The sequence below is a fragment of the Geodermatophilus sp. SYSU D00779 genome, assembly GCF_054050595.1.
Genome location: NZ_JBJGZQ010000007.1, coordinates 1 through 26,895, shown reverse-complemented (window position 1 = coordinate 26,895; position 26,895 = coordinate 1). Strand labels below are relative to the sequence as shown.

The 26,895-nt window shown below is 71.4% G+C and carries 24 protein-coding genes, 1 tRNA gene and 2 pseudogenes; 13 read left to right on the top strand and 14 right to left on the bottom strand.

The window, feature by feature from the left end:
- Positions 1–12 precede the first annotated feature (12 nt).
- Positions 13–1,854, top strand: a complete 1,842-nt coding sequence (locus tag ACI79G_RS07105; RefSeq protein WP_456880434.1) for a potassium channel family protein — start codon at positions 13–15, stop codon at positions 1,852–1,854.
- A 14-nt stretch (positions 1,855–1,868) separates the two neighbouring features.
- Here ACI79G_RS07105 and ACI79G_RS07100 read toward each other — a convergent pair whose 3' ends face one another.
- Complete coding sequence (locus ACI79G_RS07100) at positions 1,869–3,068, bottom strand: serine hydrolase domain-containing protein (RefSeq protein WP_456880433.1); 1,200 nt, start codon at positions 3,066–3,068, stop codon at positions 1,869–1,871.
- 433 nt (positions 3,069–3,501) lie between these two features.
- Between ACI79G_RS07100 and ACI79G_RS07095 the strand changes: the two genes are divergently transcribed.
- Positions 3,502–3,672, top strand: coding sequence for a hypothetical protein (locus tag ACI79G_RS07095; protein ID WP_456880432.1), 171 nt, complete (start codon positions 3,502–3,504; stop codon positions 3,670–3,672).
- On the top strand, positions 3,669–4,385 hold the full coding sequence (locus tag ACI79G_RS07090; RefSeq protein ID WP_456880431.1) for a hypothetical protein: 717 nt from the start codon (positions 3,669–3,671) through the stop codon (positions 4,383–4,385). Before ACI79G_RS07095 ends, ACI79G_RS07090 begins: the two co-directional genes overlap by 4 nt.
- On the opposite strand, the gene ACI79G_RS07085 is transcribed toward ACI79G_RS07090, so the two are convergent.
- Both ACI79G_RS07085 and ACI79G_RS07080 read right to left on the bottom strand, forming a co-directional pair.
- The gene (locus ACI79G_RS07085) at positions 4,370–4,786 is read right to left on the bottom strand and encodes a VOC family protein (protein WP_456880430.1); all 417 of its coding nucleotides are present in this window, start codon (positions 4,784–4,786) and stop codon (positions 4,370–4,372) included. The genes ACI79G_RS07090 and ACI79G_RS07085 overlap by 16 nt on opposite strands.
- The gene (locus tag ACI79G_RS07080) at positions 4,783–5,610 is read right to left on the bottom strand and encodes a helix-turn-helix domain-containing protein (RefSeq protein WP_456880429.1); all 828 of its coding nucleotides are present in this window, start codon (positions 5,608–5,610) and stop codon (positions 4,783–4,785) included. Before ACI79G_RS07080 ends, ACI79G_RS07085 begins: the two co-directional genes overlap by 4 nt.
- Before the next feature lie 334 nt (positions 5,611–5,944).
- On the opposite strand from ACI79G_RS07080, the gene ACI79G_RS07075 reads away from it, so the two are divergent.
- The 3 genes from ACI79G_RS07075 (at position 5,945) to ACI79G_RS07065 (ending at position 8,250) form a co-directional block, all read left to right on the top strand.
- Positions 5,945–6,550 (top strand): hypothetical protein, encoded by a 606-nt coding sequence (locus ACI79G_RS07075; RefSeq protein WP_456880428.1) that lies wholly within the window; start codon positions 5,945–5,947, stop codon positions 6,548–6,550.
- A gap of 567 nt (positions 6,551–7,117) precedes the next feature.
- Positions 7,118–7,447 carry a tyrosine-type recombinase/integrase gene (locus ACI79G_RS07070; protein ID WP_456880427.1) on the top strand — a complete coding sequence of 110 codons (330 nt, stop codon included), beginning with the start codon at positions 7,118–7,120 and terminating at the stop codon, positions 7,445–7,447.
- A 140-nt stretch (positions 7,448–7,587) separates the two neighbouring features.
- On the top strand, positions 7,588–8,250 hold the full coding sequence (locus tag ACI79G_RS07065) for a tyrosine-type recombinase/integrase (protein WP_456880426.1): 663 nt from the start codon (positions 7,588–7,590) through the stop codon (positions 8,248–8,250).
- A gap of 1,244 nt (positions 8,251–9,494) precedes the next feature.
- Here the strand turns inward: ACI79G_RS07065 and ACI79G_RS07060 are convergent.
- From ACI79G_RS07060 to ACI79G_RS07015, 10 genes and pseudogenes are all read right to left on the bottom strand, one after another.
- Positions 9,495–10,484: pseudogene (locus ACI79G_RS07060) on the bottom strand (IS481 family transposase).
- A gap of 131 nt (positions 10,485–10,615) precedes the next feature.
- The gene (locus ACI79G_RS07055; RefSeq protein WP_456880425.1) at positions 10,616–12,844 is read right to left on the bottom strand and encodes a caspase, EACC1-associated type; all 2,229 of its coding nucleotides are present in this window, start codon (positions 12,842–12,844) and stop codon (positions 10,616–10,618) included.
- Positions 12,845–12,848: 4 nt separating this feature from the next.
- Complete coding sequence (locus tag ACI79G_RS07050) at positions 12,849–13,223, bottom strand: effector-associated constant component EACC1 (RefSeq protein ID WP_456880424.1); 375 nt, start codon at positions 13,221–13,223, stop codon at positions 12,849–12,851.
- A 168-nt stretch (positions 13,224–13,391) separates the two neighbouring features.
- Positions 13,392–13,484, bottom strand: a pseudogene (locus ACI79G_RS07045) (IS5/IS1182 family transposase); the annotation flags it as partial.
- Positions 13,485–13,518: 34 nt separating this feature from the next.
- Positions 13,519–13,731, bottom strand: coding sequence for a PIN domain-containing protein (locus ACI79G_RS07040; RefSeq protein WP_456880423.1), 213 nt, complete (start codon positions 13,729–13,731; stop codon positions 13,519–13,521).
- Complete coding sequence (locus ACI79G_RS07035; RefSeq protein ID WP_456880422.1) at positions 13,728–13,964, bottom strand: hypothetical protein; 237 nt, start codon at positions 13,962–13,964, stop codon at positions 13,728–13,730. The genes ACI79G_RS07040 and ACI79G_RS07035 overlap by 4 nt, the downstream gene beginning before the upstream one ends.
- 298 nt (positions 13,965–14,262) lie before the next feature.
- Positions 14,263–16,197 carry a hypothetical protein gene (locus tag ACI79G_RS07030; protein WP_456880421.1) on the bottom strand — a complete coding sequence of 645 codons (1,935 nt, stop codon included), beginning with the start codon at positions 16,195–16,197 and terminating at the stop codon, positions 14,263–14,265.
- Positions 16,194–16,769 carry a hypothetical protein gene (locus tag ACI79G_RS07025; RefSeq protein ID WP_456880420.1) on the bottom strand — a complete coding sequence of 192 codons (576 nt, stop codon included), beginning with the start codon at positions 16,767–16,769 and terminating at the stop codon, positions 16,194–16,196. Before ACI79G_RS07025 ends, ACI79G_RS07030 begins: the two co-directional genes overlap by 4 nt.
- Positions 16,766–18,052 carry a hypothetical protein gene (locus ACI79G_RS07020; RefSeq protein ID WP_456880419.1) on the bottom strand — a complete coding sequence of 429 codons (1,287 nt, stop codon included), beginning with the start codon at positions 18,050–18,052 and terminating at the stop codon, positions 16,766–16,768. The genes ACI79G_RS07025 and ACI79G_RS07020 overlap by 4 nt, the downstream gene beginning before the upstream one ends.
- A 417-nt stretch (positions 18,053–18,469) precedes the next feature.
- Positions 18,470–18,545 (bottom strand) — tRNA-Lys (locus tag ACI79G_RS07015).
- 177 nt (positions 18,546–18,722) lie between these two features.
- Here ACI79G_RS07015 and ACI79G_RS07010 point away from each other — a divergent pair.
- From ACI79G_RS07010 to ACI79G_RS06995, 4 genes are all read left to right on the top strand, one after another.
- Positions 18,723–19,898 (top strand): L,D-transpeptidase, encoded by a 1,176-nt coding sequence (locus ACI79G_RS07010; protein ID WP_456880418.1) that lies wholly within the window; start codon positions 18,723–18,725, stop codon positions 19,896–19,898.
- A 63-nt stretch (positions 19,899–19,961) separates the two neighbouring features.
- Positions 19,962–20,375 carry a hypothetical protein gene (locus ACI79G_RS07005; RefSeq protein ID WP_456880417.1) on the top strand — a complete coding sequence of 138 codons (414 nt, stop codon included), beginning with the start codon at positions 19,962–19,964 and terminating at the stop codon, positions 20,373–20,375.
- Positions 20,376–20,444: 69 nt separating this feature from the next.
- Complete coding sequence (locus ACI79G_RS07000; RefSeq protein ID WP_456880416.1) at positions 20,445–21,524, top strand: WD40/YVTN/BNR-like repeat-containing protein; 1,080 nt, start codon at positions 20,445–20,447, stop codon at positions 21,522–21,524.
- A 2-nt stretch (positions 21,525–21,526) separates the two neighbouring features.
- Positions 21,527–21,808, top strand: coding sequence for a MoaD/ThiS family protein (locus tag ACI79G_RS06995; RefSeq protein ID WP_456880415.1), 282 nt, complete (start codon positions 21,527–21,529; stop codon positions 21,806–21,808).
- Between the two features lie 82 nt (positions 21,809–21,890).
- On the opposite strand, the gene ACI79G_RS06990 is transcribed toward ACI79G_RS06995, so the two are convergent.
- Entirely contained in the window at positions 21,891–22,136 is a 246-nt protein-coding gene (locus ACI79G_RS06990; RefSeq protein ID WP_091216036.1) for a hypothetical protein, read from the bottom strand.
- A 159-nt stretch (positions 22,137–22,295) separates the two neighbouring features.
- Here ACI79G_RS06990 and ACI79G_RS06985 point away from each other — a divergent pair, with 159 nt between their 5' ends.
- The 3 genes from ACI79G_RS06985 to ACI79G_RS06975 all read left to right on the top strand — a co-directional run bounded on the left by ACI79G_RS06985 (position 22,296) and on the right by ACI79G_RS06975 (position 26,697).
- Complete coding sequence (locus tag ACI79G_RS06985; protein WP_456880414.1) at positions 22,296–23,633, top strand: methyl-accepting chemotaxis protein; 1,338 nt, start codon at positions 22,296–22,298, stop codon at positions 23,631–23,633.
- Positions 23,634–23,753: 120 nt separating this feature from the next.
- Positions 23,754–24,992, top strand: a complete 1,239-nt coding sequence (locus ACI79G_RS06980) for a globin domain-containing protein (protein WP_456880413.1) — start codon at positions 23,754–23,756, stop codon at positions 24,990–24,992.
- A gap of 349 nt (positions 24,993–25,341) precedes the next feature.
- The gene (locus tag ACI79G_RS06975) at positions 25,342–26,697 is read left to right on the top strand and encodes a sensor histidine kinase (protein ID WP_456880412.1); all 1,356 of its coding nucleotides are present in this window, start codon (positions 25,342–25,344) and stop codon (positions 26,695–26,697) included.
- The last annotated feature ends 198 nt before the right edge of the window (positions 26,698–26,895 follow it).

The following is a 26,895-nucleotide window of genomic DNA, read 5'->3' as shown; positions in this document are numbered from 1 at the left end:
CCGGAGGCCGCCGTGGGCAATCCGCTGCTGACGTTCTGGGGACGCCGCCACCGGCGCGAGGAGGAGGAGCGGCGGGCCCGGCGTGCCCGGCTCCTGGCGGCCGCCGCGTCGGCGACCAAGGCCTCCGAGACGATCTTCCTGATCCTGCGGCGGATGCGGGCGCCGCTGATCGTCCTCATCGCCATCTTCGGGATCAGCGTGCTGGGCCTGACCCTCATCCCCGGTCAGGACGCCGAGGGCCGGCCCTGGGACATGGGCTTCTTCGACGCCATCTACGTCATGAGCTACACGGCGACCACGATCGGCTTCGGGGAGATCCCGTACCCGTTCACCTACAACCAGCGGATGTGGGTGACCATCTCGATCTACCTCACGGTGGTCGGCTGGGCCTACGCCATCGGCTCGCTGCTCGGCCTGCTGCAGGACCGGGCGTTCCGCTCGGCGCTGGCGCTGCAGCGCTTCACCCGCAAGGTGGCCCGGCTGTCCGAGCCGTTCGTGCTCATCGCCGGCTACGGCCGCGCCGGCGAGCTGCTCGGACACTCGATGGACGCGCTGGGCCGGCGGGTCGTCGTCCTGGACCGGAACGACGAGCGGATCGACGGTCTGGAGCTCGAGTCGTACCACGGCGACGTCCCCGGGCTGGCCGCCGACGCCCGGGACCCCGGGCACCTCGGGGTCGCGGGCCTGGACCACCCCTGCTGCGAGGCGGTCGTGGCGCTCACCGACGACGACGAGGCCAACCTCGCCGTGGTCATGACGACCGCGCTGCTGCGTCCCGACCTCCCGGTCATCGCGCGCGCCACGACCCAGGTCATGGCCGAGCGGATGCGGGTCTTCGGCTCGCCGAGCGTGGTCAACCCCTTCGACCTGTTCGGCGACCACGTGCGGCTGGCCCTGCGGGCGCCGGCGTCCTACCAGCTGCTGACCTGGCTGGAGGCCGGGCCCGGGGCCGCCCTGCCGCCGCGGGGCGCACCGCCGCGCAGCGGCCGCTGGGTGGTGTGCGGCTACGGCCGGCTCGGCCGGGAGCTGACCGAGGACCTGCGCGCCGAGGGCATCGACGTGACCGTCATCGACCCGAGCCCGCACGACGACGTGGACGACGTGGTCGTGGCCGGCGGCTACGAGTCCGGCGTGCTGGCCGCGGTGGGGCTCGAGGAGGCCGTGGGCTTCGTGGCCGGGACCGACAACGACATCACCAACCTCTCCCTGGTGGAGACCGCACGCCGGCTGAACCCGGCCCTGTTCCTCACCGCTCGTCAGAACCGGCCGTCGAGCGCGCCGCTGTTCGCCGCGATGGAGCTCGACGCGCTGCTCGTCCCGACCGAGGAGATCGCGCACGAGGTCTACGCCCAGCTCTCGACGCCGCTGCTCTGGCGCTTCCTGCGCGAGATGCCGCAGCAGGGGGACGCCTGGGCCGCGGGCGTCGTCGACCGGCTCACCGCCCTGTGCGGGCAGCACCTGCAGGCGCTGTGGAAGGTCCGCCTCACCGAGCGGGAGGCCCCGGGGCTGACGCCCTGGCTGGCCTCCGGGGAGGCGCGGCTGGGCGACCTGATGCGCAACCCGGAGAACCGCGACGAGCCCCTCCACGCGGTGCCGCTGCTCCTGCTCCGGGGGGACGACGCGACGCTCGCGCCGGACCCGGACTGCGTCCTGGCGCCCGGGGACGAGCTGCTGCTGGCCGGCTGGCCGGCCGCCCGGCGGGCGCTGGAGGTCACCCTCGTCGTCGACGCGGTCCGCGAGTACGTGGTGACCGGCCGCCGGGTGCCGTCCGGCTGGCTCTGGCGGAAGCTGTCCGGCACCCCCGCGGTGACCGAGGAGACCGGGGACCGGCCGACCGCGGCCACGCCGTCCTGACCCGGCGGGTCCCGCTAGGGGTCCAGCCGGAAGACGTTGTCGGGGCTGATGACCTCGGTGACCGCGGTGCCGAACGCCGACGACGACCGGGCCACGTCCCCGCTGAGCGGCGGTGCATCCGAGTTGAGCAGCACCACCAGGCTGGTCTCCCGCTCCGGCAGGTGGAGCGTGAGGCTCTGGTACCCGGGCATCGACCCGTTGTGCCCGATCCACCCCTGGGCGACGAAGATGCCCAGCCCGTAGCCGACCCCGGGCAGCGCACCCGGCGGTGCGGCGGTCTCGAGGCGCTGGGCCTGGGTCTCCGGCTCGAGCAGGGTGCCCGTGGCCACGGCCTCCGCCCACGTCTGCAGGTCGTCGAGGGTCGAGGTCATCGCCCCGGCCGCCCACCCCCAGGACGGGTTGAAGTCGGTGGCCACGATGACCTGGCCCTCGAAGGCGGTGTACCCCTCGGCGTGCGGCTCCGGGAAGGCGTTGTCGGTCGGGAGGACCGTGTCGTCGAGGGCGAGCGGCTCGAGCACCTCCCGCTCGAGGTACTCGTGCAGGGGCAGCCCGCTGACCTGCTCCACGACCAGCCCGAGCAGGATCGTGTTGGTGTTGCTGTACTCCCAGCCCTCACCCGGCGGGAAGTCCAGCGGGTGGGCGAAGGAGTACTCCAGCAGCTGCTGCGGGGTGAAGCTGCGGTAGGGGTCGCTGACGAGGGCCTGGACGAAGTCCTCGTCGGCGCTGTAGTTGAACAGGCCGCTCTGCATCCGCGCGAGCTGGCGCAGCGTGATCCGGTCGCCCTCGGGCACCCCCGCCACGTACTCGCCGATCGGGTCGTCCAGGCCCACCGCGCCGTCGTCGACGAGCTGGAGCAGTGCGGTGACCGTGAAGGTCTTCGTCTCGCTGCCGATGCGGCTGTGGAAGTCCGTGCGCATGGGCTCCCCGGTCGCCGTGTCGGCGACCCCGAACGCATCCTCGTACCGGCAGTCCGGACCCGACACCCCGACGATCACCCCCGGGACGCCCGTCCGCTCCAGCGTCGCGGTGACGACCGCGTCCAGCTGCGCGCTGACGCTGCTGTCACACCGGAGCCCGGTGCCGTCCGGGTGCGCCGCCGGCGCCGCCCAGGCCGGGCCGCCCAGGGGGGCGAGGACCAGGACGCCGGAGGCGACCCCCGCGGTGAGCGTGCGGCGCCACCTGGGGTGGGGCGTGGGACGGGTTGCTGCGACCATGGCGGCCTCCACCCCGGACTCGACTGGCCGCGAGCCTGGGCGAGAGGTCCAGGGCGGGTCAAGGAGGCCCCGCGGTCCTGCACCGGTCCGCCCCGCGTGTCCCGACGTCCCGTGTGGCGCCGGACCACGACGCGCTCCAGCCCGGGGCTGCGGTCGCCCTCGCCGCCACCTGCGCGGTGGCAGGTGCCGCCGACGGAGCAGCGGCTGGTACGACGACGGCCCCCGGGCCGCGGCGCCGGCCAGGGCCGTCCGCCGAGGACGTGCAGCACCGCAACGCGGTGCGCCGCTCGGCCTCCAGCCGGAGGACGAACGCCTTACCCGGCGGCCCGGCTGGTGCTTCACTTCGTGCCAGCGGGGCCGACTCGGCGGGCGCGTCCCCCGGCGCGGCTGCGGAGAGCGGTTCGAGGTCCAGTCGCAGGGCGAGGAGTCGCAGATGCACACGCTGACCGCACCGCTGGCACCCCGGACCGTCCTGGCGGCCGAGCCCTGCGTGGCCGGCGACATCGGCCCCGAACGCCGGGAGATCGAGTGCGAGCCGGTGGCCGACCCGGCCCCGGCCGCGCCGAGCCCCGAACCCGTCCCAGCGGCACCCGTCCCGGCGTGACCCTGCCGGCCGACCCCGGTGCGGACCCGCCGGCGCTGGTCCCGGGGGAGCTGCAGGGCTACCGGCGCTTCCACCTGGCCGTGGACGGCCTGCGCCCGCCGGTGCACGTCGCCGCCGGGCCCTGGAGCTGGCCGGTCGAGCACGCCCGGTGCGCGGTGGACGAGAGCCACGTGCCGCCCGCGCGGGGGTGCGGCTGCGGCCTCTACGGCTGGTACCACCCCAGCCACACCGGCCTGGGGACCGGCTGGGGCGACGTGACGGCGGTGGTCGCCGCCCGCGGCCGGATCGTCCTCGGCGAGACCGGCTTCCGCGCCGCCGCGGCCCGCGTCCGGGCCGTCAGCCTCCCTCGCCGCGCCCGGCTCTCCCGCCGGCGTCGCCGCCGCTGCGAGCGGCTGCTGGCCGAGCGCTACCCCGGGGTGCTCGTCTACCGGTCGCGGCGGCGGATGCTGCGCCGGCACCCGCCCGAGGACCTGTCGGCCCTGGGCGTCGCCGTCCGCCCCAGCCGGGCGCCGCGCTACCGCTGGACCGCGCTGGCCGTGTGGCTGGCCGGCGTCCTGGTGCTGTGCTCGGTCGCCGTGGTCCCGCGCCCGGTGCTCCTCGGCATCACGCCCGCCGGGTGGCTCGGTGCGCTCGGCTGCTTCGTCCTGTGGCAGGCGACCCTCGTCTGGCTGGTGTGCCGGGCCTCGCCGCCGCCCGGTCAGGCGCCGCGGTAGGTGCCGACCGTCCAGAGGTTGCCGTCGGCGTCGCGGACGCCGAACTCGTGGGAGCCGTAGTCGGTGTCGTGCAGCTCCTGCAGCACCTCGACCCCGGCCATGCCGCGGACGCGCTCCCAGGCGGCGTCGACGGTGGCCGGCTCGGCCGCGACGACGTAGACGCCCTGGGGTCCGAGGGCGCCCCAGTCGCCGGGCTTGCCGCGGGTGCCGAACATGACGCCCCCGCCGTCCGGCCAGCGCGCCTCGGCGTGCGCGACGGTGCCGTCCTCGTCGCGGTAGCAGGCGGTGACGGTGAAGCCGAGTCCCTCGGTGAGGAAGCGGACGCCGGCGTCGACGTCGGTGAAGCCGACGCTCGGCCAGACGGTGGGAGCAGGGGCGGTGGTCGTCGTCGCATCGGTCATGTGGAGGAGGGTGCTCCCTCCGCCGGCGCGCTGTCTTGGACGAACGGGAGCTCCTCGCGCAGCCACGTGCCGACGCTGCACCCGGCCAGCGCCCGCCACTCCCGGGCCAGGTGCGGCTGGTCGGCGTAGCCGCAGCGGACCGCGACCTCGGCCAGCGGCGGACGCCGCGGGTCGAGCAGCAGCCGGCGGGTGACCTCGAACCGGGCGATCCTCGCCGCCTGCTTGGGCGGGACGCCGGTGACCAGCCGGAACTGCTCGCTCAGGTGGCGCCGGCTCCAGCCGACGTGCGCGGCCAGGTCCTCGACCCGGCAGCGGCCGGCGCTGCGGTGCAGCACGCGCCAGGCCTCGCGCACCTCGGGCGGCACGGGCGCGACGCCCCCGCAGAGCCGGTCGAGCAGCGCCGCGTCGAGCCGGGCGAACCGCTCGGCCCAGCCGGGAGCCGCGGCCAGGTCGTCGACGAGCCGGTCCGCCGCCCGGCCGAGGACGTCGGCCAGGTCGACGGTGCGCTCGGCGAGCTCGGCCGCCGGCAGCCCGAGGAGCGCACCCGCGGCCAGGGGGGTGAGGGCGTACTGGAGGCCGTCCTGCGGTCGGGTGGCGTCGATGAGGGCCGGCCGGGTGTGCAGGCCCCCGACCACGGCGTGCGCGGCCACGGCCGGGCCGGTGCCGCTGACCCGCAGCGGTGCGGCCAGCTCGACGACCAGCGTGAGGTGGCGCGAGGGCAGCCCGCGGTGCAGCCCCGTGGGCATGGCGGGGGAGCGGTAGCCGTGTGCCGCCGCCACGAACGGGCGCAACGGCGCCGGGACGACGTGGCGCACGAGGGACACGGGTCGGACCTCCCCGCTCGCCGGCCGGTGGACGGCGTCATCCTGCCGCCCCGTCCGGGTCCGGTGAGGTCCCCGACGCCCGGGTCAGCGCCGGCGGTCGCCAGCGCCGACCCCGAGCCCCGCGGCGAGAGCGTCGAACTCGGCCTGCCGGAAGGCGCGCATCGACGGGACCGGCGACCCGAGCCCCGACTCGGAGGACGGACGCAGGGCGGGGTGGTCGCACATGGGGAGCCGGTGCGACGGCGCCGTCCTCTGCGTAGCACCGGACCGGCCGGCTGCCGATACGAGACGACGACGGCCCGCCGTGGTGCCGCCCCGGATCGAGAGGACCCCGATGTTCCGCCGTGCCCTGCCCGCCGCCCTGGCGGCCGCCACCTGCCTCACCCTGGCCGCCTGCGGCGGCGAGGACAGCGCATCGACGGAGGCCGCCGACGCGACGCTGCCGACGCAGACGTCCGCCGCGCCGACGAGCGCCGAGCCCGATGGACCGGCGCGGAGCGACCGCGGCAACATCATCAAGCAGATCGGGGAAGAGGGCGGGAATTCCCTGGACGAGAACTCGGACGAGCTCGTCTTCCGCTTCGCGGTCGACGCGATCCGCGTCGACCAGGAGTGCAACAGCGGGTACCCCCAGGAGCCGACCAACGGCCACTTCATCGGCATCGACGTCCGCGCCGCCACCACCGCGAACCTGCCGCCGGACTTCTTCGTCCAGATGTCGGCGGACCAGTTCCAGGTCATCGGCCCGGATGGGCTGACCGTGACCGACGTGTGGGGCACCGCCTACTCGTGCCTGGACAGCGCAAGCTCCTTCACGAGCGACCAGTTGGGTCCGGCGCAGCAGTACGCCGGCACGGTCGTCATCGACTCGCCCGTGACCAGCGGCACGCTGGTCTACAAGCACCCCGGTGACACCACCGGCTGGGAGTGGCAGTTCTGACGCCGATCAGTCGGCCAGGGCCGCGCCGCCGAGCTCGCTGAGAAGGTGGGCGCCGCGGACGAGGCCGGGCCTGTGCACGTGGCCGCGTCTCCCGAGCCTCGGTCGCCGAGCCCGTCGACCCCCTCCTAGCAGGGACTGGTTCGTGTGCGGTCCGAGGAGGCGCTCGTGTACGCAGTCGCGGATGGACGGTGTCCGCTGGTCAGGCGCCCGGGACGACGGAGCGGCCCCGTCCCGGGAGGGAGGAGCCGCTGGTCGATCCTGGTGCGCCATCAGGGACTCGAACCCCGAACCCGCTGATTAAGAGCCGGTATTCGGCGCCATTCCACACTCAATTTGGGTGGCGCATCGTTGCTGCTCAAGAGGCTGTCCTGCGCCGCTGACCTGCGGTAATGTCGGCGGCGAGGTGGTGGCGAGAATGTTGGTGATGATTGGCCGACGTCGGCTGGAAATGGCTGAAGACGGCTGTGTTGCGGACTCACTGCGGACCGCCGGAATTGTCCGGCCCGCGGTCGGCCGAATTCGGCAGACGCCGGTGGTGGGCGCCGGCGGCGTCGTGGGGGCCTGACGGTGGTCAGCATCGCGCGGCGGCCCAACGGGCGCTGGCGGCCCCGCTACCGCGACGCCGCAGGCAAGGAGCACGCCCGGCACTTCGAGAAGAAGGCCGACGCGCAGGCGTGGCTGGACTCGGTCACCACCTCGGTGCTCACCGGCGCCTACGTCGACCCCAAGCGGACCCGGGTCACCGTCGCCGAGTGGGCCGGCTCGTGGCTGGAGAGCAAGGTCGACCTCAAGCCGACGACGCGGCGCTGCTACGAGACCTCGCTGCGGGTGCACATCCTCCCCGTGTGGGGCCCGGTGCGGCTCGGCGACATCACCCACCAGGGCGTCGCCGCCTGAGTGGCCCGGCTGTCCGGGTCGGGCAAGAGCGCCTCCACCGTGCGCCACGCTCACCGGGTGCTGTCGCTGATCCTGGGCCTGGCGGTGCGCGACGGCCGACTGGCCCGCAACCCCGCGGTCGGCGTGCCGCTGCCGCGGAGGTGCGCGGCGAGCAGATCCTCCTCACCCATGCGCAGGTCGACGACCTGGCCGCAGCCGCCGGCCGGGACCGGCTGGCCATCCTGTTCCTGGCCTACACCGGCGTGCGCTACGGCGAGATGGCCGCACTGCGGGTGCGCAACCTCAACCTGCTGCGCCGCCGCGCGCTGATCGCCGAGGCGGTCGCCGACGTCAACGGCCGCGCGGTGTTCGGCACGCCGAAGAACCACCAGCGCCGCCAGGTGCCGGTTCCGCGGTTCCTGGCCGAGGAGCTCGCCGCCCACGTCGCCGGCAAGCAGCCCGGGGACTTCGTCTTCGCCGCGGAGAAGGGCGGCGTGCTGCACCTGCGCAACTTCCGCCGCGAGAGCTTCGACCCCGCCGTCCGCGCCGCCGGCCTGGACGGGCTCACCCCGCACGGGCTGCGGCACACCGCCGCCTCGCTGGCCATCGCGAGCGGAGCGAACGTCAAGGTGGTGCAGACCATGCTCGGCCACCAGTCGGCGACGATGACCCTGGACCTGTACGGCCATCTGCTGAACGACCAGCTCGACGAGGTCGCCGACGCGATGGACGCCGCGCGCGTCGCCGAGGCGTCGGCGCGTCGGCCGGCCGGGACCGTGGCGGCGCTGCCCACCGGTCGCTCGGCCGGCGGCCCGTTCGGATGACCCGCTCAGCGGGCGGATCGTGTGCAGCCGCTTCCCACCCCCCGAGCAGGATGCCGACTGCCTTGGTCGCCGGAAGGGCGCTGGCGCGTCGCTTCGCGATGGGCCTACGGCCCACCCTTCCCCCGACCTGCGCCAGCCGGCGGGAGGCCGGTTGTGGGATGCGGCCAGGAGTGCGGGATGCGACCCGGGGGCCGCGAGGACGGTCTTGCCGCGGGGCCTGCTCGAGCTGGTCGCGCACCGCTGAAGCGAACGCCGACCTCCGTCGTCCACGAGGGTTGTGGACGACGAACGAGCCGTCCACAACTACCGGGATGAAGCGCGCGGGCGGCACCGCGGTCGCCCACTGTCCTCGCCATGGGACCGGCGCCGATTTTGAACGCCGTGGCGTCCGTCAGACCCGAGAGGACACCCGATGAACGACGCCAACAACAGCTCGCAGGACGGGACTCTGCGCGGCCCCTGGATGACACCGGCCCGGGCTCGGCAACTGGCCGCCGCGGCCGGCGACCTGTATCACCAGCTCCGTGAGGCCGATCTGGCCCGCGACGCCGACCCCGACCCGGCTCGGCGGCGCGCCGGCTGGCGGTTGGACGTCGCCGCCGGAGGTCTGCACAGCCCCGCCGAGGAGTTGCTGGACACCGCCAACGAGCTCATCCGACTGGCCACCCGGCGGGCCGACGCCTGCTCCGTGCCGTGGGGCGTCTGCCCCGAGCACGGCGCGACGCTGCGGTCCACCGCAGGGCGCTGCTGGTGCACCGCCCCGGGCTGCCTCCGCCGGTGGTTCCACAACCGACTCGGCGAGCCGTGCGCCGAACCTGGTATCGCACCCGGTTCGACGAGAGCGGTTGGACACCCTGGGACAGGCTGTCGCCGGACTACCGGCACTCGCCACAAGGCCATGCCGCCGAGGATCCGTCGGTCCGTTGAGTGTCTTTGAGCGGCTCACTCAGGGACGCACGGCCTGACGGCTTCGGCGACGGCCTCTAGCCTCCGAGACATGCAGTGGCCGTCGTGGCGTAGCCCAGTGCGTTGGGGATTGATCGCCGGGGCCGCTCTGCTCGGACTGTGGACGGCCATCGCGGGTCACTGGGCGGTGACGGTCTCAGTGGCCTTGTTCGTCGCCTGGCTACTCGTCGACCTCGCTCACGATCGCCGACAAGAGGTGAAGCGGGATTTTCAACCGTAGCTACCTCAGGTCGAGGTGGCTTGAGCACTGTTCAGCTCTGTCAGTCGGGACGGGTGGGCTAGCTGTACTGACCGGGGAGGGTTGGTCAAGCGGCTGATGGGCGGGTGGCCGCCGATGCCGGTGTGGGGCCGATGGTGGTTGTAGGCGTGTAGCCAACCAGGAAAAGCGGCCCTGCGGTCGGCCTCGCTGGTGAACAGCTGGGCGAAGGCCCACTCGCTGGTCATGGTGCGGTTGAACCGCTCGGCCTTGCCGTTGGTCTGCGGCCGGTAGGGACGGGTGCGCTTGGGCGTGATGCCCAGCTGGGTGCAGGCGCCGGCCCAGTCGCGGCCGCGGTAGCAGCCGCCGTTGTCGGTGAGCACCCGGCGGGCGGTCACGCCGCGGGCGGCGAACCAGGCGCTCGCCCGGCGCAGCACGCCGGCGGCGGTCGGGCCGGTCTCGTCGTCGCAGATCTCGGCGTAGGCCACCCGGCTGTAGTCATCGAGCACGACGTGGACGAAGGCATGTCCCATCAGCGGGTTGCGATGGCGGCTGCGGGCTCGCCCGCCATCGGCGGTGCGGTTGGCCTTGCCCTGCTCCCGGCCGAGGAAGCGCCAGCCACCACCGGCGGGGATGTTGCCCAGCTTCTTCACATCGGCGTGCAGCAGCTCACCGGGGCCGGGGTGCTCGTAGCGGACCGGCGGCTGCTCCCGGCGCTTGAGCTGGGACAGCCGGCTGATCCGGCAGCGGCGCAGCACCGCCCCGGCGGTGGACGGGGCCACGCCGGTCCCGGTGGCCAGCCGCACCGGCCCCCAGCGTTTGCGCAGCCGGAGCGACACCATCCGCTTGGTGATCGGCGGGCTGGTCGTGCCCGGGCTGGCGTGCGGCCGGCTGGAGCGGTCGGCCATGCCGGCCTTGCCTCAGCCCGATAGCGGCGGGCCCAGCGGTCAGCGGTCGGCCACGAGACGCTGAAGAACCGGGCGGCATGGGCCACCGGCCAACCGTCCTCGACCACCAGCCTGGCCAGGCGCAGACGCTGGCGCGGAGTCAGAGCGGCATTAGCGTGGAGCACGAGGACCTCCTGGGCCGGTGGGCGGTTGCCGTGGTAGCTCCACCCTCCGCCAGGAGGTCCTCCTCACCCAGTCAGTCGCTCACCACTGACCACAAGCGGGATCGCACAACCAACGTCTCCGGTCAGTACAGCTAGCTCCACACCCGCACCGTGTCGTCGTGGGAGCCGCTGACGATTCGCCGGCCGTCCGGGGTGACCGCCACCGCCTCGACATTGTTGGTGTGGCCGGTCAGGGTCCAGACCATCTCGCCGGTGGCCAGATCCCACACCCGCACCGTGTCGTCGTTGCCGCCGCTGACGATCTGCTCACCGTCCGGAGTGACCGCCACCGCCCTGACAGAGCCGTAGTGGCCGGTCAGGGTCTGAAGCGTCTCGCCGGTGGCCAGATCCCGCACCTGCACCGTGCCGTCGCTGCCGCCGCTGACGATCTGCTGACCGCCCGGAGTGACCGCGACCGCCCTGACATTGTAGGTGTCGCCGGTCAGGGCCCGAAGCGTCTCGCCGGTGGCCAGATCCCACACCCGCACCGTGCCGTCGCTGCCGCCGCTGACGATCTGCTGACCGCCCGGAGTGACCGCCACCGCCTCGACACCCTCGGTGTGACCGGTCAGGGTCTGAAGCGTCTCGCCGGTGGCCAGATCCCACACCCGCACCGTGCCGTCGCTGCCGCCGCTGACGATCTGCTGACCGCCCGGAGTGACCGCCACCGCCTCGACACCCTCGGTGTGACCGGTCAGGGTCTGAAGCGTCTCGCCGGTGGCCAGATCCCACACCCGCACCGTGCCGTCGCTGCCGCCGCTGACGATCTGCTCACCGTCCGGAGTGACCGCCACCGCCCTGACAGAGCCGGTGTGACCGGTCAGGGTCTGAAGCGTCTCGCCGGTGGCCAGATCCCATACCCGCATCGTGTCGTCATTGCTGCCGCTGACGATCTGCTCACCGTCCGGAGTGACCGCCACCGCCTCGACACCCTCGGTGTGACCGGTCAGGGTCTGAATCAACTCAGGTCTGGCCGGGGCGCTATGGAATACGACGTTCAGCACGCCGACGCCGACGCCGACGAGGATGACCGCGACCGCTCCGAGGATGAACGCCTTCCGCTTCGGGTGTGAGCTCAACGTCTTCAGCCCGAGTGAAGTCGCAGGGCCGGGGTGCGCCGGTGCGGGCACTAGTTGTGGTGGCGCACCTATGATCTTGTCGCGCTGGGTCGGCTGCTCGGTCTTGGGGAGCTCGGCAGCGGCGCTCTTGGAGTCGCTGGTCTTCGCCTGGCCGGGCGCTTTTCGCTTCTCGGCCTCCTGCCGCAACCGATCCTCGGACCTTCGAGCGACCCGCTTTTCGGCCTCCTTCCGCGCGGCGCGCTCCTCGGCCTCCCGCGCGGCGCGCTCCTCGGCCTCCCGCGCGGCCGCGGGGGGAACGCCCCGGATTCTCTGCAGGAGTCCCGATGCTGCGGCCGACACTGATCGACTGTCGTCGTCCATGAGCGTGGTCAAGTGCTCGGCGACGGCGGCACGGACGACGTTGTTGCCGACACGGTGCAGATGGGCCAGCCCTTCAACTGCGGCGAGCCGCTGCCTGGCGATCGGGCTGTCGATCGCGTACCGCAGGTGGGATGGGAGTCTCCAGTGCATGTTTCGGGCGATCAGGATGCGGCCGTCGACGTCCTCCTGCTTTTTCGGTCGCTGCTGCGGCATGTCCGCCACGACGCGGTCGTGCACGTAGCTGTACAGCTCATCGAGCGCGATGTCGCCATCGTTATCGAGGTCGGCCTCACCGCTACGCATAGCCTCGACCAGGTAGCGGGTGAACACCGACGAGGTGCCGGATCCGCGCAGGTTGTCCCCCTCGAAGGCGTACTGCGTGGCGTCGGAGGCGGTGAGCACCGCCCGGCCCTTGCCGTGGAAGCGCTCCAGGGTCTGCACTCCCTCGTCCGCCTTTGTAGCTCGGCCTGCAGGGAAGGCGCCGCTGTAGCAGCAGTCGAGGATGAGCACCTTGCGGCGGGACGGGGACGCCTCCATCGCCTCATTGAGCTGGGCCGCGGAGATGGCGGTCCACATCAGCGCCTGGCGCCGGGTGTTGGTCATCGCCAGGTACAGCCGGCCCTCGTCGTCCTTGAGCCCGTGACCGGTGAAGTACAGCAGGGTCAGATCCTCTCCCCGGCCCCGGTTGTAGAAGTCCGCGATGGCCTCTCCCACGATGTGGCTCGGCTCGTTGATCAGCGTGGTGACGTCAAATCCGGCGATCTCCGGATCCTTCAGTACCGCCGCGAACGCCTCCGCATCATGCGCCGGTGCGATCAGCTGCCTCAGGCCGCCGTCCGCGTACTGGTAGGACGCGATGACAAGGGCGCGACGTGCGGCCACGGGTTCACCCTGAAGCGTGACGCTGGACGAACGCCTTGACTAACTCGGCTTGCTCCGTAGTTGTCGCGCTGCTCAGTTCAAGGGTGTCGCCATCGATGGTGACCACAACCTTGTGCGCTCCGGCGCGTCGGCCAAGCCAGTCCTTGACCGTTGCGATCAGCGTCGCGAAGACCCCGCCGCTCGCGCTCAGCGTCACCAGCCACTCGGTCATCGCCTCGACCACGGGACCCTTCGAACCCGGCGGGGGCTCATCGAAGGAGACAGCGTGGACATCATCGACGTCCAGCGACCGCAGCTCGTTACGCAACTGCCGCCCCAGCCGCTCGACGTCCTCGGCGTCGGCGTCGGCGTCGGCGTCTAGCACGACCCGCACCTCCACGGTCTGCATGCTCCGCCGTGGGTCCCGCCGGCAGCAAGGGCATTTGGCCCGCACGGGTCTAGCCCGGCGGGGACGGCGCAGATGCAGCGACAGCTGTCGGGGCCGGCAGGGACGCGTCCAACGCCGCGAGAGGTGAGGCCGCTTCACGGCTCTAGTACTGAGGTGTTCTCAACGGATTGGTCGCTCGGCGGTGGTCAGGACCAAGGCTTCAGCGGCGATCGCACCGATCCGCTGCGGGCACAGGCCAACGTGGCGTAGCGCTCAACCAGCTCGGCGATGCGGTCGAGGTCGCTGATCAGCCGAACCGGGCGGCCCGGACGTCGGCGAGGAAGGCGAGCTCCGCCTGCGTGCCGCGCCGCCGTTCCAGCAGCAGGCACATCTCGGTGAAGACGGTGGCGGGGAGCAACAGGGGAGCGGGATGGGTCTCCGGGAAGTCCCGGCAGCGTTCGTGGTGGTCGTCGCGTTCGTTGACCAGCGCGACGACCGGACCGGTGTCGACGACGATCACGCGCTGGGTGCGTCACGCCCGCCGACGGCGTCAGGGTCCTCGTCGGTGCGCTGGATGTCCTCCGACCGCTCGGCCAGGTCGTGTTCGGCCGACAGGGTGCCGGTGCTGGCGAAGCGACGCCGTTCGGTCGGGTCGGTGTCCGCGAGGCTGGCCCGGAGCAATTGTTCGACCGCCGGCAGGCGCGTCGCGGGCAGCGCGTCCACCAGGCGGTGGATGTCCTCGCGGCTGGTCATGGGACTGAGTGTGGCAGAGCCAGCGGCTTGACCGCCCGGACGACGGTCCAGGGTTGCCGGCGGTCCCGCGCTTCATGCTGCCCGAGAATCCATCGGTCGCGGTCGATGCGCCCGTACACGAGCCGCCGACCGATGCGGAATCCCGCAGGACCGGTCCTAGGTGCCTCCAGTAGCGCAGTGCGGCGAGGGATCCCCAAAAGCTGGTTGCGGCTTCGCCGACGGTCATTAAATCGCTCGCCACGTCCGTCGCGCGGTTGTCGCTCACGTGCCTGTCTCCGAAGCTGCATCATTGCAGTGATCAGCCCGGTCCAATGTCGGACTCGTCGACCAAGGTGGTCACATGCGCAGGACCTGGGTGTTCAATGGTGCCCACGGTGGGTTCATCGTAGGAGAAGCCAATCTCAGCAAACTCTCGCCCGTACTCAGGGGGCAGTTCGTTGTCGGCCACTATGAATTGTAGACGGCCCGGCTTCACAGCCACCTGTGTGGCGAACCGACGGTACATTTGGGCTGCGATGTCCTCCGCTGTGTTCAGCGCGAGGCGTGGGCTGTCGAGCAGAAGGAAAGCGGGGAAGTAAGTATCGCCACGTCGAACCGCGGTCGTCACGAGCGACAGCCAGTAGGCAACCTGCGTTGCAGTGATGATGCCGCCGGCGGAGCTAACTTGGTCGAAAGGTTGACCGTTCAGGATGGGAAGGTAGCTCTCAGAACTAATGGACGCTGTCTCAATGCTCGGGATTCCGAAGGATGTGACCATATTTTGGAACTCGTCACTAAGTTCAGCGACGATCTCCGTCTTCCGTCTATCGAGTGCCGCTTCGAGTGATCGCACCGCAGCGCCGAGTGCGGCGCGACGGGCCTCGATGTCTTCCGCGGCGTTCCGGAGGTCCTCCGCTCGATCCCACTGGCGGAGGGTAACTTCGAGTGCTTCTTGTTCGCTTCGCGCCCGCGTCAGTTTCGCTACCGCGTCGGCATATGCCTGCAGACGCGGCGTAACTCGACTCGCGGTTCGTGCGTCAATATCGACCGTAAGCGATTGAACGAGATCGCTGCGACTTGCGGTTGCGACGGCGACCTGCTCAATTTGATCTTCGATGCTTCGCAGCTGGGCGTCGATCTCACCCAGTTGCGCCTGCAGTTGTTCCATCTCGTACTGATCGCGCGCGGGCAGTCCTGCAACGACGTCTGGCTGCAAGCAGACTCGGCAAGAACCCTCCGGCACTTTTCGCTGGGCGAGACCTTGCGTGCATCGCGGGCAGACCGCGAACTCGATGTTGGCGAGCCGCTCGCCAGCAGACTCCATCCGTTCGAGCCGTGATATGTCCTGCAATACGCGCCGCCGCTCCTGACTGTACTTACGGTGCTCGCGCTCTAAAGAAATGGCGAGCTGGCGGGCATCCGCCAACCCTCGTTCGGTATCTACTAGGAGATCCCGAAGGATTTGGGTCTCACGGTCTGCGACGTCGGTCATCTCTCCCTGGAGAGCCTCAAGCTTTGCTGTAGCTTGTACCTCATCTTGCTGCGCCCTCGATTGACGCAGCTCAGCATCTATCCGGTGTGCCGTGCCGCTCTCTGCAAGAAATCTGTCCACGGTCGCATAGGCAATCTTTGCTTCCTCGAGTGAGGCCTTGAGAGAGTTTATCTCAGATCGCATCCTTAGGACGTCGGCATTGGTAAGCCCGAACAAGAGTTCGAAGACAGCCCTGCGCTTTGGCGCATAATAGGAATCATGACTGGCCGCGATGTCGCGATTCATCTCGGACTGTGGAACATACATATAGCGGAAGACGTCATTAAACGTGATCTGAGCACCTGCGCTCGTGCTCCGGCCGCTGCGAGGTGCCGCCTTCAGTCCGGTCTCGAGCCCGAGGGACGTCATTAGGAGGTCACTAATCGTCGGCCTCTCCCGCCCGACGGAGTGATCTTGCAACCGCTCTCCGGTTAAGAGGTCGATGACTCGAACGCGTTTGCGGCGCTCCGTATCGATGCCCCGAGAGAGCTGCCAACTCGAACTGCCCGCTCGGATGCTGAGGTGAACATCAATGACATGCTGTCTTGCTACTGGAGCAACCAGTGCATCCCCGCCGAGCCCGAACTTTATTAACTCCAGTAGTGCAGTCTTTCCCACGCCTGTCTGGCCAACAAGTACGGTCATATCTTGGGGGAAAGTGTGAACCACCGACCCATTTGTGGTATCCAACCGAAGTTCGTCGATTCGAAAGGTAACAGTCACGATATCACCCCTCGATGCGGTCTATCCATGAGATTGGAGAGCCGCTCGTAGATGCGCTCCTTAAGAGCATTGCCGGTCATTCCGGCAGATGCCTGCGCTAGCACTTGACACCGATCAGCGGTTTCCCGCCAGGCTCGGTCGCGCCGTAGAGAATCAGCCAGCCGCCGACCTGCCGTAGTGGGCACTAGAGCTACGCTTCCACGTCGCCCACGCGCGTACCTAAGCAATCCCCGAGACACCAGTGCGCCTACAACCGGGTAGTACCGATCGTCCCAGGGTCCGTACTTGTAGCGAGTCATGGGATCCGCCACGTCAGTCGGTGATAAACGGTCGGCGTCGTCGACGTGGAGTCGTTCGTCGTCGGCGGCAAGGTCATCCAGGATCACCGTCGCAAGCGCGGGGTAACGAAGCAGGAAGTCGAGCTTTGCGAGCTTAGTCAATCCGTCAAGCTTCCGCCCGTGCCCTGGCTCCGCTGCAACAGCCTCGACCAACAACAGTATCCGCGACTGGTGATAGGCCAGGTCGTCCAACACCCATCGCAGGCCTTCGGGGTCAAGGCCGCCTGTGGTCACGATGCCGCCTCATTCGAAAGGCGGTCCAATTCGGTCTCAACGTCGAAGCGGTCTGTGAACCAAACTCTGCAGTTATTTGACAACTCGCCTACGCCACCTACGAGCAGGTGGACGTCGAGCCCCTGCACTTGGGGCCGTTCGGCGACGCTTTCTAAACGGGTCTCGACCTCAATCAGAAGCGGAACCCCCCAGGAAGACTCTTCAGTTCTGACCGCCTCGGTCGACTCGGCGACAATCTTCAGAAGGACATTGGTTAGCTGGCGGCAGCGATCCCGCGTGCTTGGTGTTGCAGTAAGTTCACGCCAATACCGTTGGTGCTGCAGTCGTAGGCTATCGATGCGCTCGATCGTGTTGTCGGGACACCCTCCGTGGGCCATCTTCACCGCCATGCGACTGATGCGCACCCGTCGTGGCAGCCGTGCAAAGCCTTTTGTATGCCTTAAGGCTACGCGAACTGTGATGTCGACATCCGCAAGTGTCAGGCTGCGTGCGGCGAGAGGATCCTTGTGGGGCGGTACGCCGAGAACAGTGGGGAGCGCCCCAGTGCGTGTGGGGCCGGCCGCGCGCATACGTTCCCGGACCAGTCCGAGGACGGCGCACCAAATTGCTTCGGCGGCGTCCGACCTGCCAAGTCGTGCAGCAATCGGCTTGGCATAGCGGGTGGGCGCCATGTCGGGCAAGTGGTCACGACGAGGCTGGCTGTGTTGAATTCGTAAGGACTTCAAAAATGAGGCAACGGCATCTTCCGTCGGGACTAGACCGTTCGGCCGTGATGATGCGATCATCTCAGTGAACCTTGTGACTATGACGCCAAGTCCGTCACTTGCTGCCGCTGGCGTTTGGCGTAGTGTCGCGCAGGCGTCCGCCAGTCTGGCCGCCTCGTCAGCGACACCCGCGGTTGTTACAAGTCGGCACATGGGCGTCTTGTCCAGTGCCTCCCAACGTTCAAACAAGTGCAATACGCCACAATCAAGCAGCGCGCGCAAAGTGTTGAGTCGAGCTACGCTCGTCTCTCGATGTTTCGCGGAGACTATCTCCGTCGCGGTGCCCTCAATAAGAGCCCAGTCTTCATGAAGTTCACAGATTATGGTGAAAGTCGCTTCGTCCGGTAACGAGTCCGACTCGTTCAGGCGCTGGAGGTAGGCTGCAAGCACGTCGACCGTCGCCATCATCGCCTGCCATTCATAGCGATCAGCGGTCTCGGCACCAGCATCGTCGAGTGGGGCGGTCTCTCGGAGGACGTCAGCTGGCGTGCTCGCGCCGTCACTCTCTGACGTGGTCACGTACCGAGACTATGGCTTGCACCCCGGCTGCTGCGAAGCCATCCATGACTACAGGTGTGGGCGGACGACTCCCATGATGTCGGGGTCGCTCCGTGGGTGCTCCTGTAGCGCCACAAGCCGGTTGCCGCGCTCTGAGGGGCGTGAGCGTGAGCTCGCACGTAGCAAGGCATCGACCGACTGACCGCGAGGTTCACCGACGGGCTCATGGCTTTGGGGGCCAGCAACCAGGCCGGGGAGCAAGGTCACGATGGCGCGGTGCTCTGTGGGTCCCGCTCGAGCTCTCGACAGCCTGCATCAGAGGACCCTCCGGGTGCAGGAAGCACGGACTTCTGCGGACTGTTTGCGGACAGCTGCCCGGTCTGGCGCCTCGGTGATCTTGCAGTGTTGGGCGAAGCCGCAGGTCAGCCCGCTGTCGTGTGGTGCGCCATCAGGGACTCGAACCCCGAACCCGCTGATTAAGAGTCAGCTGCTCTGCCAATTGAGCTAATGGCGCGTGTCGTCCGGCTGCACCGGGCGACGGGGCAGAACGATACCAGCGCTCGGGAGCCCGCCGACGGGGTGGGCCACAGCGCGGTGGACGGAGCCGTCCTGGTCCCGACGTGGACACTGGTTGGTCGGTGCAAGCTGTCGTCCGGGGGAGGCGACTGCCCAGGACGCGGAGGAGATGGTGATGCGGAGGACGTCGGCGCTGGTCACGGCCACGGCACTGGCCCTGCTGGCCGGCTGCCAGGGCAGCGGTGACGGCGGGACGACGGCGGCGCCGACCCCGACCGAGGCGCCCCCGGTCGCGGTCGAGGTCTCGCCGGCCGACGGTGCGACCGACGTCTCGCCCACCATCCCGTTGGAGATCTCCGTCACGGACGGCGAGCTCACCGACGTGGACGTCGTCGACGACGCCGGGGCCGAGGTCCCGGGCGCGGTGGCCGACTCGCCGGAGGACCCCGCCGTCGACGTCTGGACGCCGGAGAGCCCGCTGGCCTACGGCACCACCTACACGCTGACCGCCACCGCCGAGGGGGAGGGTGCGGAGCCCGCCGAGGCCGCGACCACCTTCACCACGGTCACCCCGCGGGACCAGCTGACGCCGTCGATCGGCCCGCTGGACGGCCAGACCGTCGGCGTCGGCATGCCGATCCGCGTCTACTTCGACCAGCCGGTCATCGAGAAGGCCGCCGTCGAGCGCAACCTCACGGTGACCAGCTCGACCCCGACCGACGGCGTCTGGAACTGGTTCAGCGACACCGAGGTGCACTTCCGCCCGTCGCAGTACTGGCCGGCCGACACCGAGGTCACCCTCGACGCCGACCTCTACGGCGTCGACCTCGGCAACGGCGTGTGGGGCGAGACCGACCGCACGGTCTCCTTCTCCATCGGCGAGCGGCACGTGTCCATCGCCGACGCGAGCACCCACCAGATGGAGGTCTACGACGGCGACCAGCTGGTGCAGACCTGGCCGATGAGCGCCGGCAGCCCGGACAACCCCAGCTACAACGGCGCGCACGTGGTCACCGAGATGAACGCCGACCGGGTCATGGACTCGAGCACCTACGGCGTCCCGGTCGACAGCCCCGACGGCTACCGCACGCCGGTGAAGTGGGCCGTCCGCATCTCCGACAGCGGCGAGTTCGTGCACGCCGCGCCGTGGTCGGTGGCCCAGCAGGGCCGGGAGAACGTCTCCCACGGCTGCATCAACCTCTCCACCGACCGGGCCCGCTGGTTCTTCGAGTTCTCGCAGCCCGGGGACGTCGTGGAGATCCGCGGCTCCGACGCCGGCACGCTGCGCTCGGACATCTACGACTGGACCATCCCGTGGGAGGAGTGGAAGGCCGGCAGCGCGCTCGACTGAGCCGTTTCTCACCCGGCTCGAAGGGGCATGATCGCCGCGTCCCCTGAGCGCGAGGAGAGTGCCGTGGACACCTGGGTCATCGTGCTGATCGTCGTGGTCGTGGTGGCGCTGCTGGCGGCGCTCGCCCTGACCCTGGCCAAGCGCAACCGCCTCAACAGCGCCCGGAAGCGGGAGCAGGCCCGTGACCACCTGCGCGAGGCGGAGCTGCGCAGAGCGCAGGCCGAGAAGGAGCAGGCGGCCGCCGAGGAGCAGGCGGCCCGTGCCCGGCGGGAGCGCGCCGAGGTCGAGGAGCGCACCCGGCTGGCCGAGCAGGAGGCCCGGGAACGGGCGGCCACCGCGCAGGAGCACGCGTCGGCGGCCGAGCAGCTGCGCGCCAAGGCCGAGAAGCTGGCACCCGACCTCGCCGACGGCCACGGCAACCGCACCAGCGGTCAGGCCGGTCCCGACCAGCCCGCCGGCGGCGCCACCCGCCGCTGAGTCCCGGCCCCCCGGACGGTCTGACGTCCGAGGGGGCCGACCGACGCCCTCCCGATCCGGAGGGGCGCCATGACCGACCTGCTCGCCATCGGCACGCGCAAGGGCCTGTGGCTGGCCCGCAGCGACGACGACCGCCGCACCTGGACCCTGGGCGAGCCGCACCTGCTCGCCCAGGAGGTCGCGGCGGTGGCCATCGACACCCGCAGCGCGGCACCGCGCGTGCTGGCCGGCACCCAGTACGGCCACTGGGGCCCGACCGTGATGTGGTCCGACGACCTCGGCGCCAGCTGGCAGGAGACCGAGACCGGCGCCATCCGCTTCCCCGAGGACACCGGTGCGGCGCTCGCCCGCGTCTGGCAGCTGCGCCCCGACAGCGCCGACCGGCCCGGCGTCGTGTGGGCCAGCTGCGAGCCGCACTCGCTGTGGCGCAGCACCGACGGCGGCCGCAGCTTCGACCTGGTCCGCGGCCTCTGGGAGCACCCGCACCGGCCGACCTGGGAGCCCGGCGGCGGAGGAGGAGCGGTGCACACCGTGCTGCCCGACCCCGCCTCGGACCGGGTGACGATCGCCATGAGCACCGGCGGGGTCTACGTCAGCGAGGACGGCGCCACCGGCTGGACGCCGCGCAACTCCGGCATCAGCGCCGTCTTCCTGCCCGAGCCCCCGCCGGAGTACGGCCAGTGCGTGCACAAGGTCGCGGTCGACGCGGCCGGCCCGGACCGGATGTACGCGCAGAACCACTTCGGCGTCTTCCGCACCGACGACGCGGGGAAGGCCTGGACGTCGATCGCCGAGGGCCTGCCCGCCGACTTCGGCTTCCCGGTCGTCGCCTCCCCGTCCACGCCCGGGACCGCCTGGGTGGTGCCGCTGGTGGCGGACATGCAGCGGGTTCCGCCCGGAGGGCGGCTGCGGGTGCACCGCACGCGAGACGCCGGCGAGACGTGGACCGAGCTCGGCGAAGGGCTGCCCGACCGGTTCTGGGCCGCGGTCATGCGCGACGGGTTCTGCGCCGACGAGGCCGACCCCACCGGGCTCTACGTCGGCACCCGCGACGGCTGCGTCTACGCCAGCGCCGACGAGGGGGACACCTTCACGCAGGTCGCCGACCACCTGCCCGACGTGCTCGTCGTCCGCGCCGCCCGGATCTGACCGTGAGCGTCGAGGTGGTGCTGCCCGGCGTCCTGGCCGACCTGGCCGGCGGCACCAAGCACCTGCAGGTCGAGCCGGCCGGCGGCACGCTCGCCGAGCTGCTGGACACGCTGGCCGCCGTCCACCCGGCGCTGGCCCGCCGGATCCGCGACGAGGCCGGCGCGGTGCGGCGCTTCGTCAACGTCTACGTGGACGGCGACGACGTCCGGTACGCCGGCGGGCTGGGCACGCCGGTGCCCGACGGCGCGGTCGTCCAGGTGCTGCCGTCGGTGGCCGGCGGGTGAGCGGACAGGGGCGGAACCCCCACAGCGAGCGCCGGCGAGCGAGGAGCGGAGCACCCCCGCGGGAGCGAACGGGGTCGCTGGGTCAGAGGACGGCGAGCTCGGCGCACTCCGCGCACAGCTGCGAGCTGTCGTAGTCCTCCGGCGGCCACACGGTCTCCTCGTCCACCGCGACGTAGGCACCGCACAGCGCCTTGCGGCTGCGGCCGGTCACCCGGCCGATCGTCGCGTGCGCCGGCCCGATCTGCCGCGGGACGAGGCCCTCCGCGCTGCCCACCGAGCCGACCATCACGACGGCGTGAGCGGTCCCGTAGGAGTAGGCGAGAGTCATGGCCCCAGCGTCGCCAGCGGGAGCCGGGCCCGGCCAGCACCCGGGGCGCGCGTGTCGGGTGCACCCGCCCCAGGAGTCGCTGGCGTCACACGGGTGCGGCTCCCGGATCCGGGACCGGTTCGGGCTCAACAATCCCCGGCCGGGGACCGAAGAGGCGTCGTGACCACCACGCAGCCACCCGCGACGCACCCCGACGACGACGTCCGCAGCGGGTTCTGGGCGGCCGTCCCTCGGGGTGCCCAGCTCGACGCCCGCAGCTTCGCCGCCCGCCACCGCGTGACCACCGGGGTGCTCGCCGCCCACGTGCCCGCGCTGGTTCTCATCGGCCTGGTCCGCGGCGTGGGCGGGTGGCTGCTGTGGGGCCAGCTCGCCGTGATCGTCGTCCTGACGGTGCTGGGCCTGGTGCTGCGCGGCCAGGGCGCCCGGGCCGCCGCCGTGAGCCTGGGCCTGATGGTCGGCGCCGACGTGCTGCTGCACGTCGGCGGTGGCCTCACCGACCTGCACATCTGGTTCTACGTGCTGCTGGCGCTGGTCGCGCTGTACCAGATGTGGACGCCGTTCCTGCTGGCCGTCGCCTTCGTCGCCGTGCACCACGCCGTCACCGGCATCTGGCTGCCGACCTCGGTGTCCACCACCCACCAGGCGCACGAGCACCCGCTGGCCTTCGCCGCCCTGCACGCGGTGTTCCTGCTGATCGAGGCGACCTTCCTGACCTACGGGTGGAGGTTCGCCGAGCAGTCCGAGGCCGGACGGCGGGCGCAGCAGCGGCGAGCCGAGGAGCAGCAGGTCGCCCAGGCCCGGGCGGAGGTCGAGCTGGCCGAGGAGCGGGCGCGCGCCGCCGACGAGGCCGCCCGGCAGGCGCAGGTGGCCGAGGAGCGCGCCCTGCGGCTCGGCGAGCGCATCTCCGGCCTCGTCGACGCCGGGCGCCGGCTGGACGGCAACGTCGCCACGGCCACCGAGGTGATGGAGGGGCTGCGTTCGGCGATCGCCGAGATCGCCGCCGCGGCCAGCGGCGCGAGCACCACCGCCCGCGAGGCGAGCGCGCAGTCGCGCACCGGCGCGGCGACCGTCGACCGGCTGGCCGGGACGATGGCCGAGATCGACCAGATCGCCGGCAGCATCTCCGCGATCGCCGACCAGACCAACCTGCTGGCGCTCAACGCCACCATCGAGTCGGCCCGCGCCGGCGAGGCGGGCAAGGGCTTCGCCGTCGTCGCGGGGGAGGTCAAGGACCTCGCGCTGGAGACCGCCCAGGCGACGGAGCGGATCCGCACCGTCGTCGACGCCGTCCGGCACGAGGTCGACACGGCCGGGACCGCGCTGGGCAGCGTCGAGGACATCATCCGCGGCGTCGTCGACGCGCAGAGCACCATCGCCGCCGCCGTCGAGGAGCAGAGCGCGGCCACCGCCCAGGCGCAGCAGGCCATCGCCGGCGCCTCGCACGAGGCCGCCTGCATGGCCGCCGACCTGCAGCGGATCGTCGCCGACGAGAACTGATCCGCGAGACCCCTCGCCGCGACGGACCCCTGCGGGCACGGGCTGCCGGGCTGGGCCAGGATGGGCGGCTGGCGACCCGGCAACGGGCCGTTCCAGATGCCACACGAGGGGGAGTGCCACGTGCTGTCCGATCGAGCCCGACCGGTCGTGGAGGCGACGCTGCCGGCGGTGGCCGACAACATCGGTGAGATCGCACGCCGCTTCTACCAGCACATGTTCGCCGCCCGGCCGGAGCTGCTGGACGGGCTGTTCAACCGCGGCAACCAGGCCGAGGGCACCCAGCAGGTCGCGCTCGCCGGCTCGGTGGCCGCCTTCGCCAGCGCGCTGGTGAAGACGCCGGAGCAGCTGCCCGAGCAGCTGCTGAACCGCATCGCGCACAAGCACGCCTCGCTGGGCCTGCACCCGGACCAGTACCGGATCGTGCACGAGCACCTGTTCTGGGCGATCGCCGACGTGCTCGGCGACGCGGTCACCCCCGAGGTCGCCGCCGCCTGGGACGAGGTCTACTGGCTGATGGCCTACGCCCTGATCAACCAGGAGCGGGGTCTGTACAGCGCGCGCGGGGTGCGCCCCGACACCGTGTGGCGGGACTGGCAGGTCGAGGAGAAGACCGCGGAGACCGACGACGTGGTCACCTTCCGGGTCCGGCGGGTCGACGACCGGCTGGTCAAGACCTCCCTGCCGGGCCAGTACGTGTCCGTCAAGGTGCGCATGCCCGACGGGGTGCACCAGCCGCGCCAGTACAGCCTGACCGCTGCCGACGACGGCGAGCACCGCCAGTTCTCCGTCAAGCGGGTCCGCGGCGACGGCAGGCCCGCCGGCGAGGTGTCCACCCACCTGTGCGACACCGTGCAGGTCGGCGACGTCCTGACCCTCTCGCTGCCCTTCGGTGACGTGGTGCTCGACGACTGGCGGCCGGCGGTCTTCGCCAGCGCGGGCATCGGCGTCACCCCGATGGCCGGCATGCTCTCCCACCTGCGGCACGCCGGGTCCGGGCTGCCGATCACCCTGCTGCACGCGGACACCGACGAGGCGTCCTTCGCCCTGCGCCGCCAGGTGGTCGACGACGTCCGCGCGCTGCCGAACGCCACGGTGCACGTCTGGTACGAGTCCGGCGCCGACAGCGCGCTGCCGGTCGACGGCGTGCACGCCGGGACGATGGACGTCGGCGCGGTCGACCTCCCCGACGGCGCGGCCTACTACCTGTGCGGTCCGCTGCCGTTCATGCAGGCGGTGCGCAGCGCCCTGATCGAGCGGGGCATCCGGCCCCAGGACATCCAGTACGAGGTGTTCGGGCCGGACCTGTGGCAGGCCGACTTCCGCACCGAGCCGGCGCCCGGCAGCCGCGCGCACGCCTGACGACCCCGGCCCGCCGTCCGTGGGGCGGTGAGCTGCCCGGTGTGCCGCTCGACCGTGCACCCGGAGGTGACGCGCCGGACGGTCCGCCGGGACCCGTCGGCCGCGTCAGGGACGGATCGTGCGCCGTCCGTCCCCCTCGAACCGGTGACACCGCGAGGCGACCGCCGGCCGCAGCGGCGCCCACCGGCTGCTGAGGCTCCGCCGGCCTCCCCCCGACCGGGGCCTGCCGTCGTGCGTCGAGCGGTGGAGCGTCACGCCTGGATGCGGTGACATCGTCGCCCGGGCCCGGCATCCTGGTCGTCGCCGAGAACCGCGCCGGTCGGCGGCTGCGGACGACGGGCAGGGCCTCATGCGTACTCGGATCATCGGCGTCGCCGTGCTGGCCTCCGTGCTCGCCACCTGCCTGTTCGGTGGGCCGCTGGCGGTCGGGGTGCTGAAGTACCTGCTGCGCAAGGAGCGCGGCCACCTGGTGCGCGTGGCCAACGACGTGGCGATCACCGTGGCCGCCGACGTGTACGACGGTGTCCCGATCGGCGCCGACGACACCACCGACCTCGGTGAGGACGGCGAGCACCTCACCGCCGCGGTGTTCGACGACACCGGCGCCCGGCTGGCGGGCACCGCGCCCGTCGGGGACACCGACGTCCTGGCTGCGGCGCTGGACGGCGACATCCGGACCGGCGACGACAGCGAGGTGCTCCTCGCGGCCGTTCCGGTGACGCACGGCGACGAGGTGATCGGCGCGGTGGTGGTCTCCGAGCCCCGCAGCGACGTGCTCACCGAGGTCGCCCTCATCTGGACCGCGATGGCCGTACTCGCTGCCGCGGCGGTGACCGTCGCCTGGCTGGTCGGCCGCCGCCAGGCCCGGCGGCTGGCCCGCCCGCTGGAGGACCTGGAGGAGAGCGCCCGTCGGCTCGGGGACGGCGACTTCAGCGTCCGCACCCGCCGGGGCGGCATCCCCGAGATCGACTCCGTCGGGGCCGCGCTCGACAGCACCGCCGCGCGGCTGGACGACCTGCTCGCCCGGGAGCGGGCCTTCTCCGCCGACGTCTCCCACCAGTTGCGGACGCCCCTGGCGGGGCTGCGGCTGCGGCTCGAGGCGGCGGCCGAGCGCGTCGACGCCGACTCGCGGCCGCTGATCGCTGCGAGCCTGGTCGACGCCGACCGGCTGGAGGCGATCATCGACGAGCTGCTGGCCCTGGCCCACGTCGACCAGGCCGCCGCGGCCGGCCCGGTGGACCTCGACGCCCTGCTCGGCGAGCTCTCGCCGGAGTGGGGCGCGCGGCTGGCGCTGCACGGCCGGGAGCTGGAGGTGCAGGTCGACCCCGGTGCACCGGACGCGCGGGCCTCGACCGCCGCGGTCAGCCAGGTGCTCGGCGTGCTCGTCGACAACGCCACCACCCACGGCCGGGGCACCGTCACCGTCACCGTGCGCGAGGCCTCCGGTGCCGTGGCGGTCGACGTCTCCGACGAGGGCCCCGGCGTGCAGGACCCCGAGGGCACCGTCTTCGCCCAGCGGGCCGACCGGCGTGACGGGCACGGCATCGGCCTGGCCCTGGCCCGCCGCCTCGCCGAGGCCGAGCAGGGCCGGCTGACGCTCTCCCGCACGGCACCCCCGGTGTTCACCCTGCTGCTGCCCGCCGCTGCCGACACGGCGGGTGTGCAGGAGGTGGGTGCCGCGGTGGCGCGCTCCGCCGGTCGGTGAGCGACCGCCCCGCCACCTGACTCGGGCCGGGCTCAACACGTCGCAGGCGGAGCAGCCGGCGCGTCGAGGGACTAGGTGTACTGAGCCAGGACGTTGGTAGCGGCGTGAGGGGTTGAGCGAGGGAGAACCTCCGAGTGGGGTGTGGCTTGTCGAAGGCCCACATCCACCCGGAGGTCCTCGTGACCCACGCTAATGCCC

What these genes read in the sequence shown, in the direction of transcription:
- ACI79G_RS06975 (WP_456880412.1), top strand. Translation starts at nt 25,342, where the DNA reads ATGCGTACTCGGATCATCGGCGTCGCCGTGCTGGCCTCCGTGCTCGCC.
- ACI79G_RS07035 (WP_456880422.1), bottom strand. Translation starts at nt 13,964, where the DNA reads ATGACCAGCCGCGAGGACATCCACCGCCTGGTGGACGCGCTGCCCGCG.
- ACI79G_RS07100 (WP_456880433.1), bottom strand. Translation starts at nt 3,068, where the DNA reads ATGGTCGCAGCAACCCGTCCCACGCCCCACCCCAGGTGGCGCCGCACG.
- ACI79G_RS07095 (WP_456880432.1), top strand. Translation starts at nt 3,502, where the DNA reads ATGCACACGCTGACCGCACCGCTGGCACCCCGGACCGTCCTGGCGGCC.
- ACI79G_RS07085 (WP_456880430.1), bottom strand. Translation starts at nt 4,786, where the DNA reads ATGACCGATGCGACGACGACCACCGCCCCTGCTCCCACCGTCTGGCCG.
- ACI79G_RS07075 (WP_456880428.1), top strand. Translation starts at nt 5,945, where the DNA reads ATGTTCCGCCGTGCCCTGCCCGCCGCCCTGGCGGCCGCCACCTGCCTC.
- ACI79G_RS06990 (WP_091216036.1), bottom strand. Translation starts at nt 22,136, where the DNA reads ATGACTCTCGCCTACTCCTACGGGACCGCTCACGCCGTCGTGATGGTC.
- ACI79G_RS07000 (WP_456880416.1), top strand. Translation starts at nt 20,445, where the DNA reads ATGACCGACCTGCTCGCCATCGGCACGCGCAAGGGCCTGTGGCTGGCC.
- ACI79G_RS07010 (WP_456880418.1), top strand. Translation starts at nt 18,723, where the DNA reads ATGCGGAGGACGTCGGCGCTGGTCACGGCCACGGCACTGGCCCTGCTG.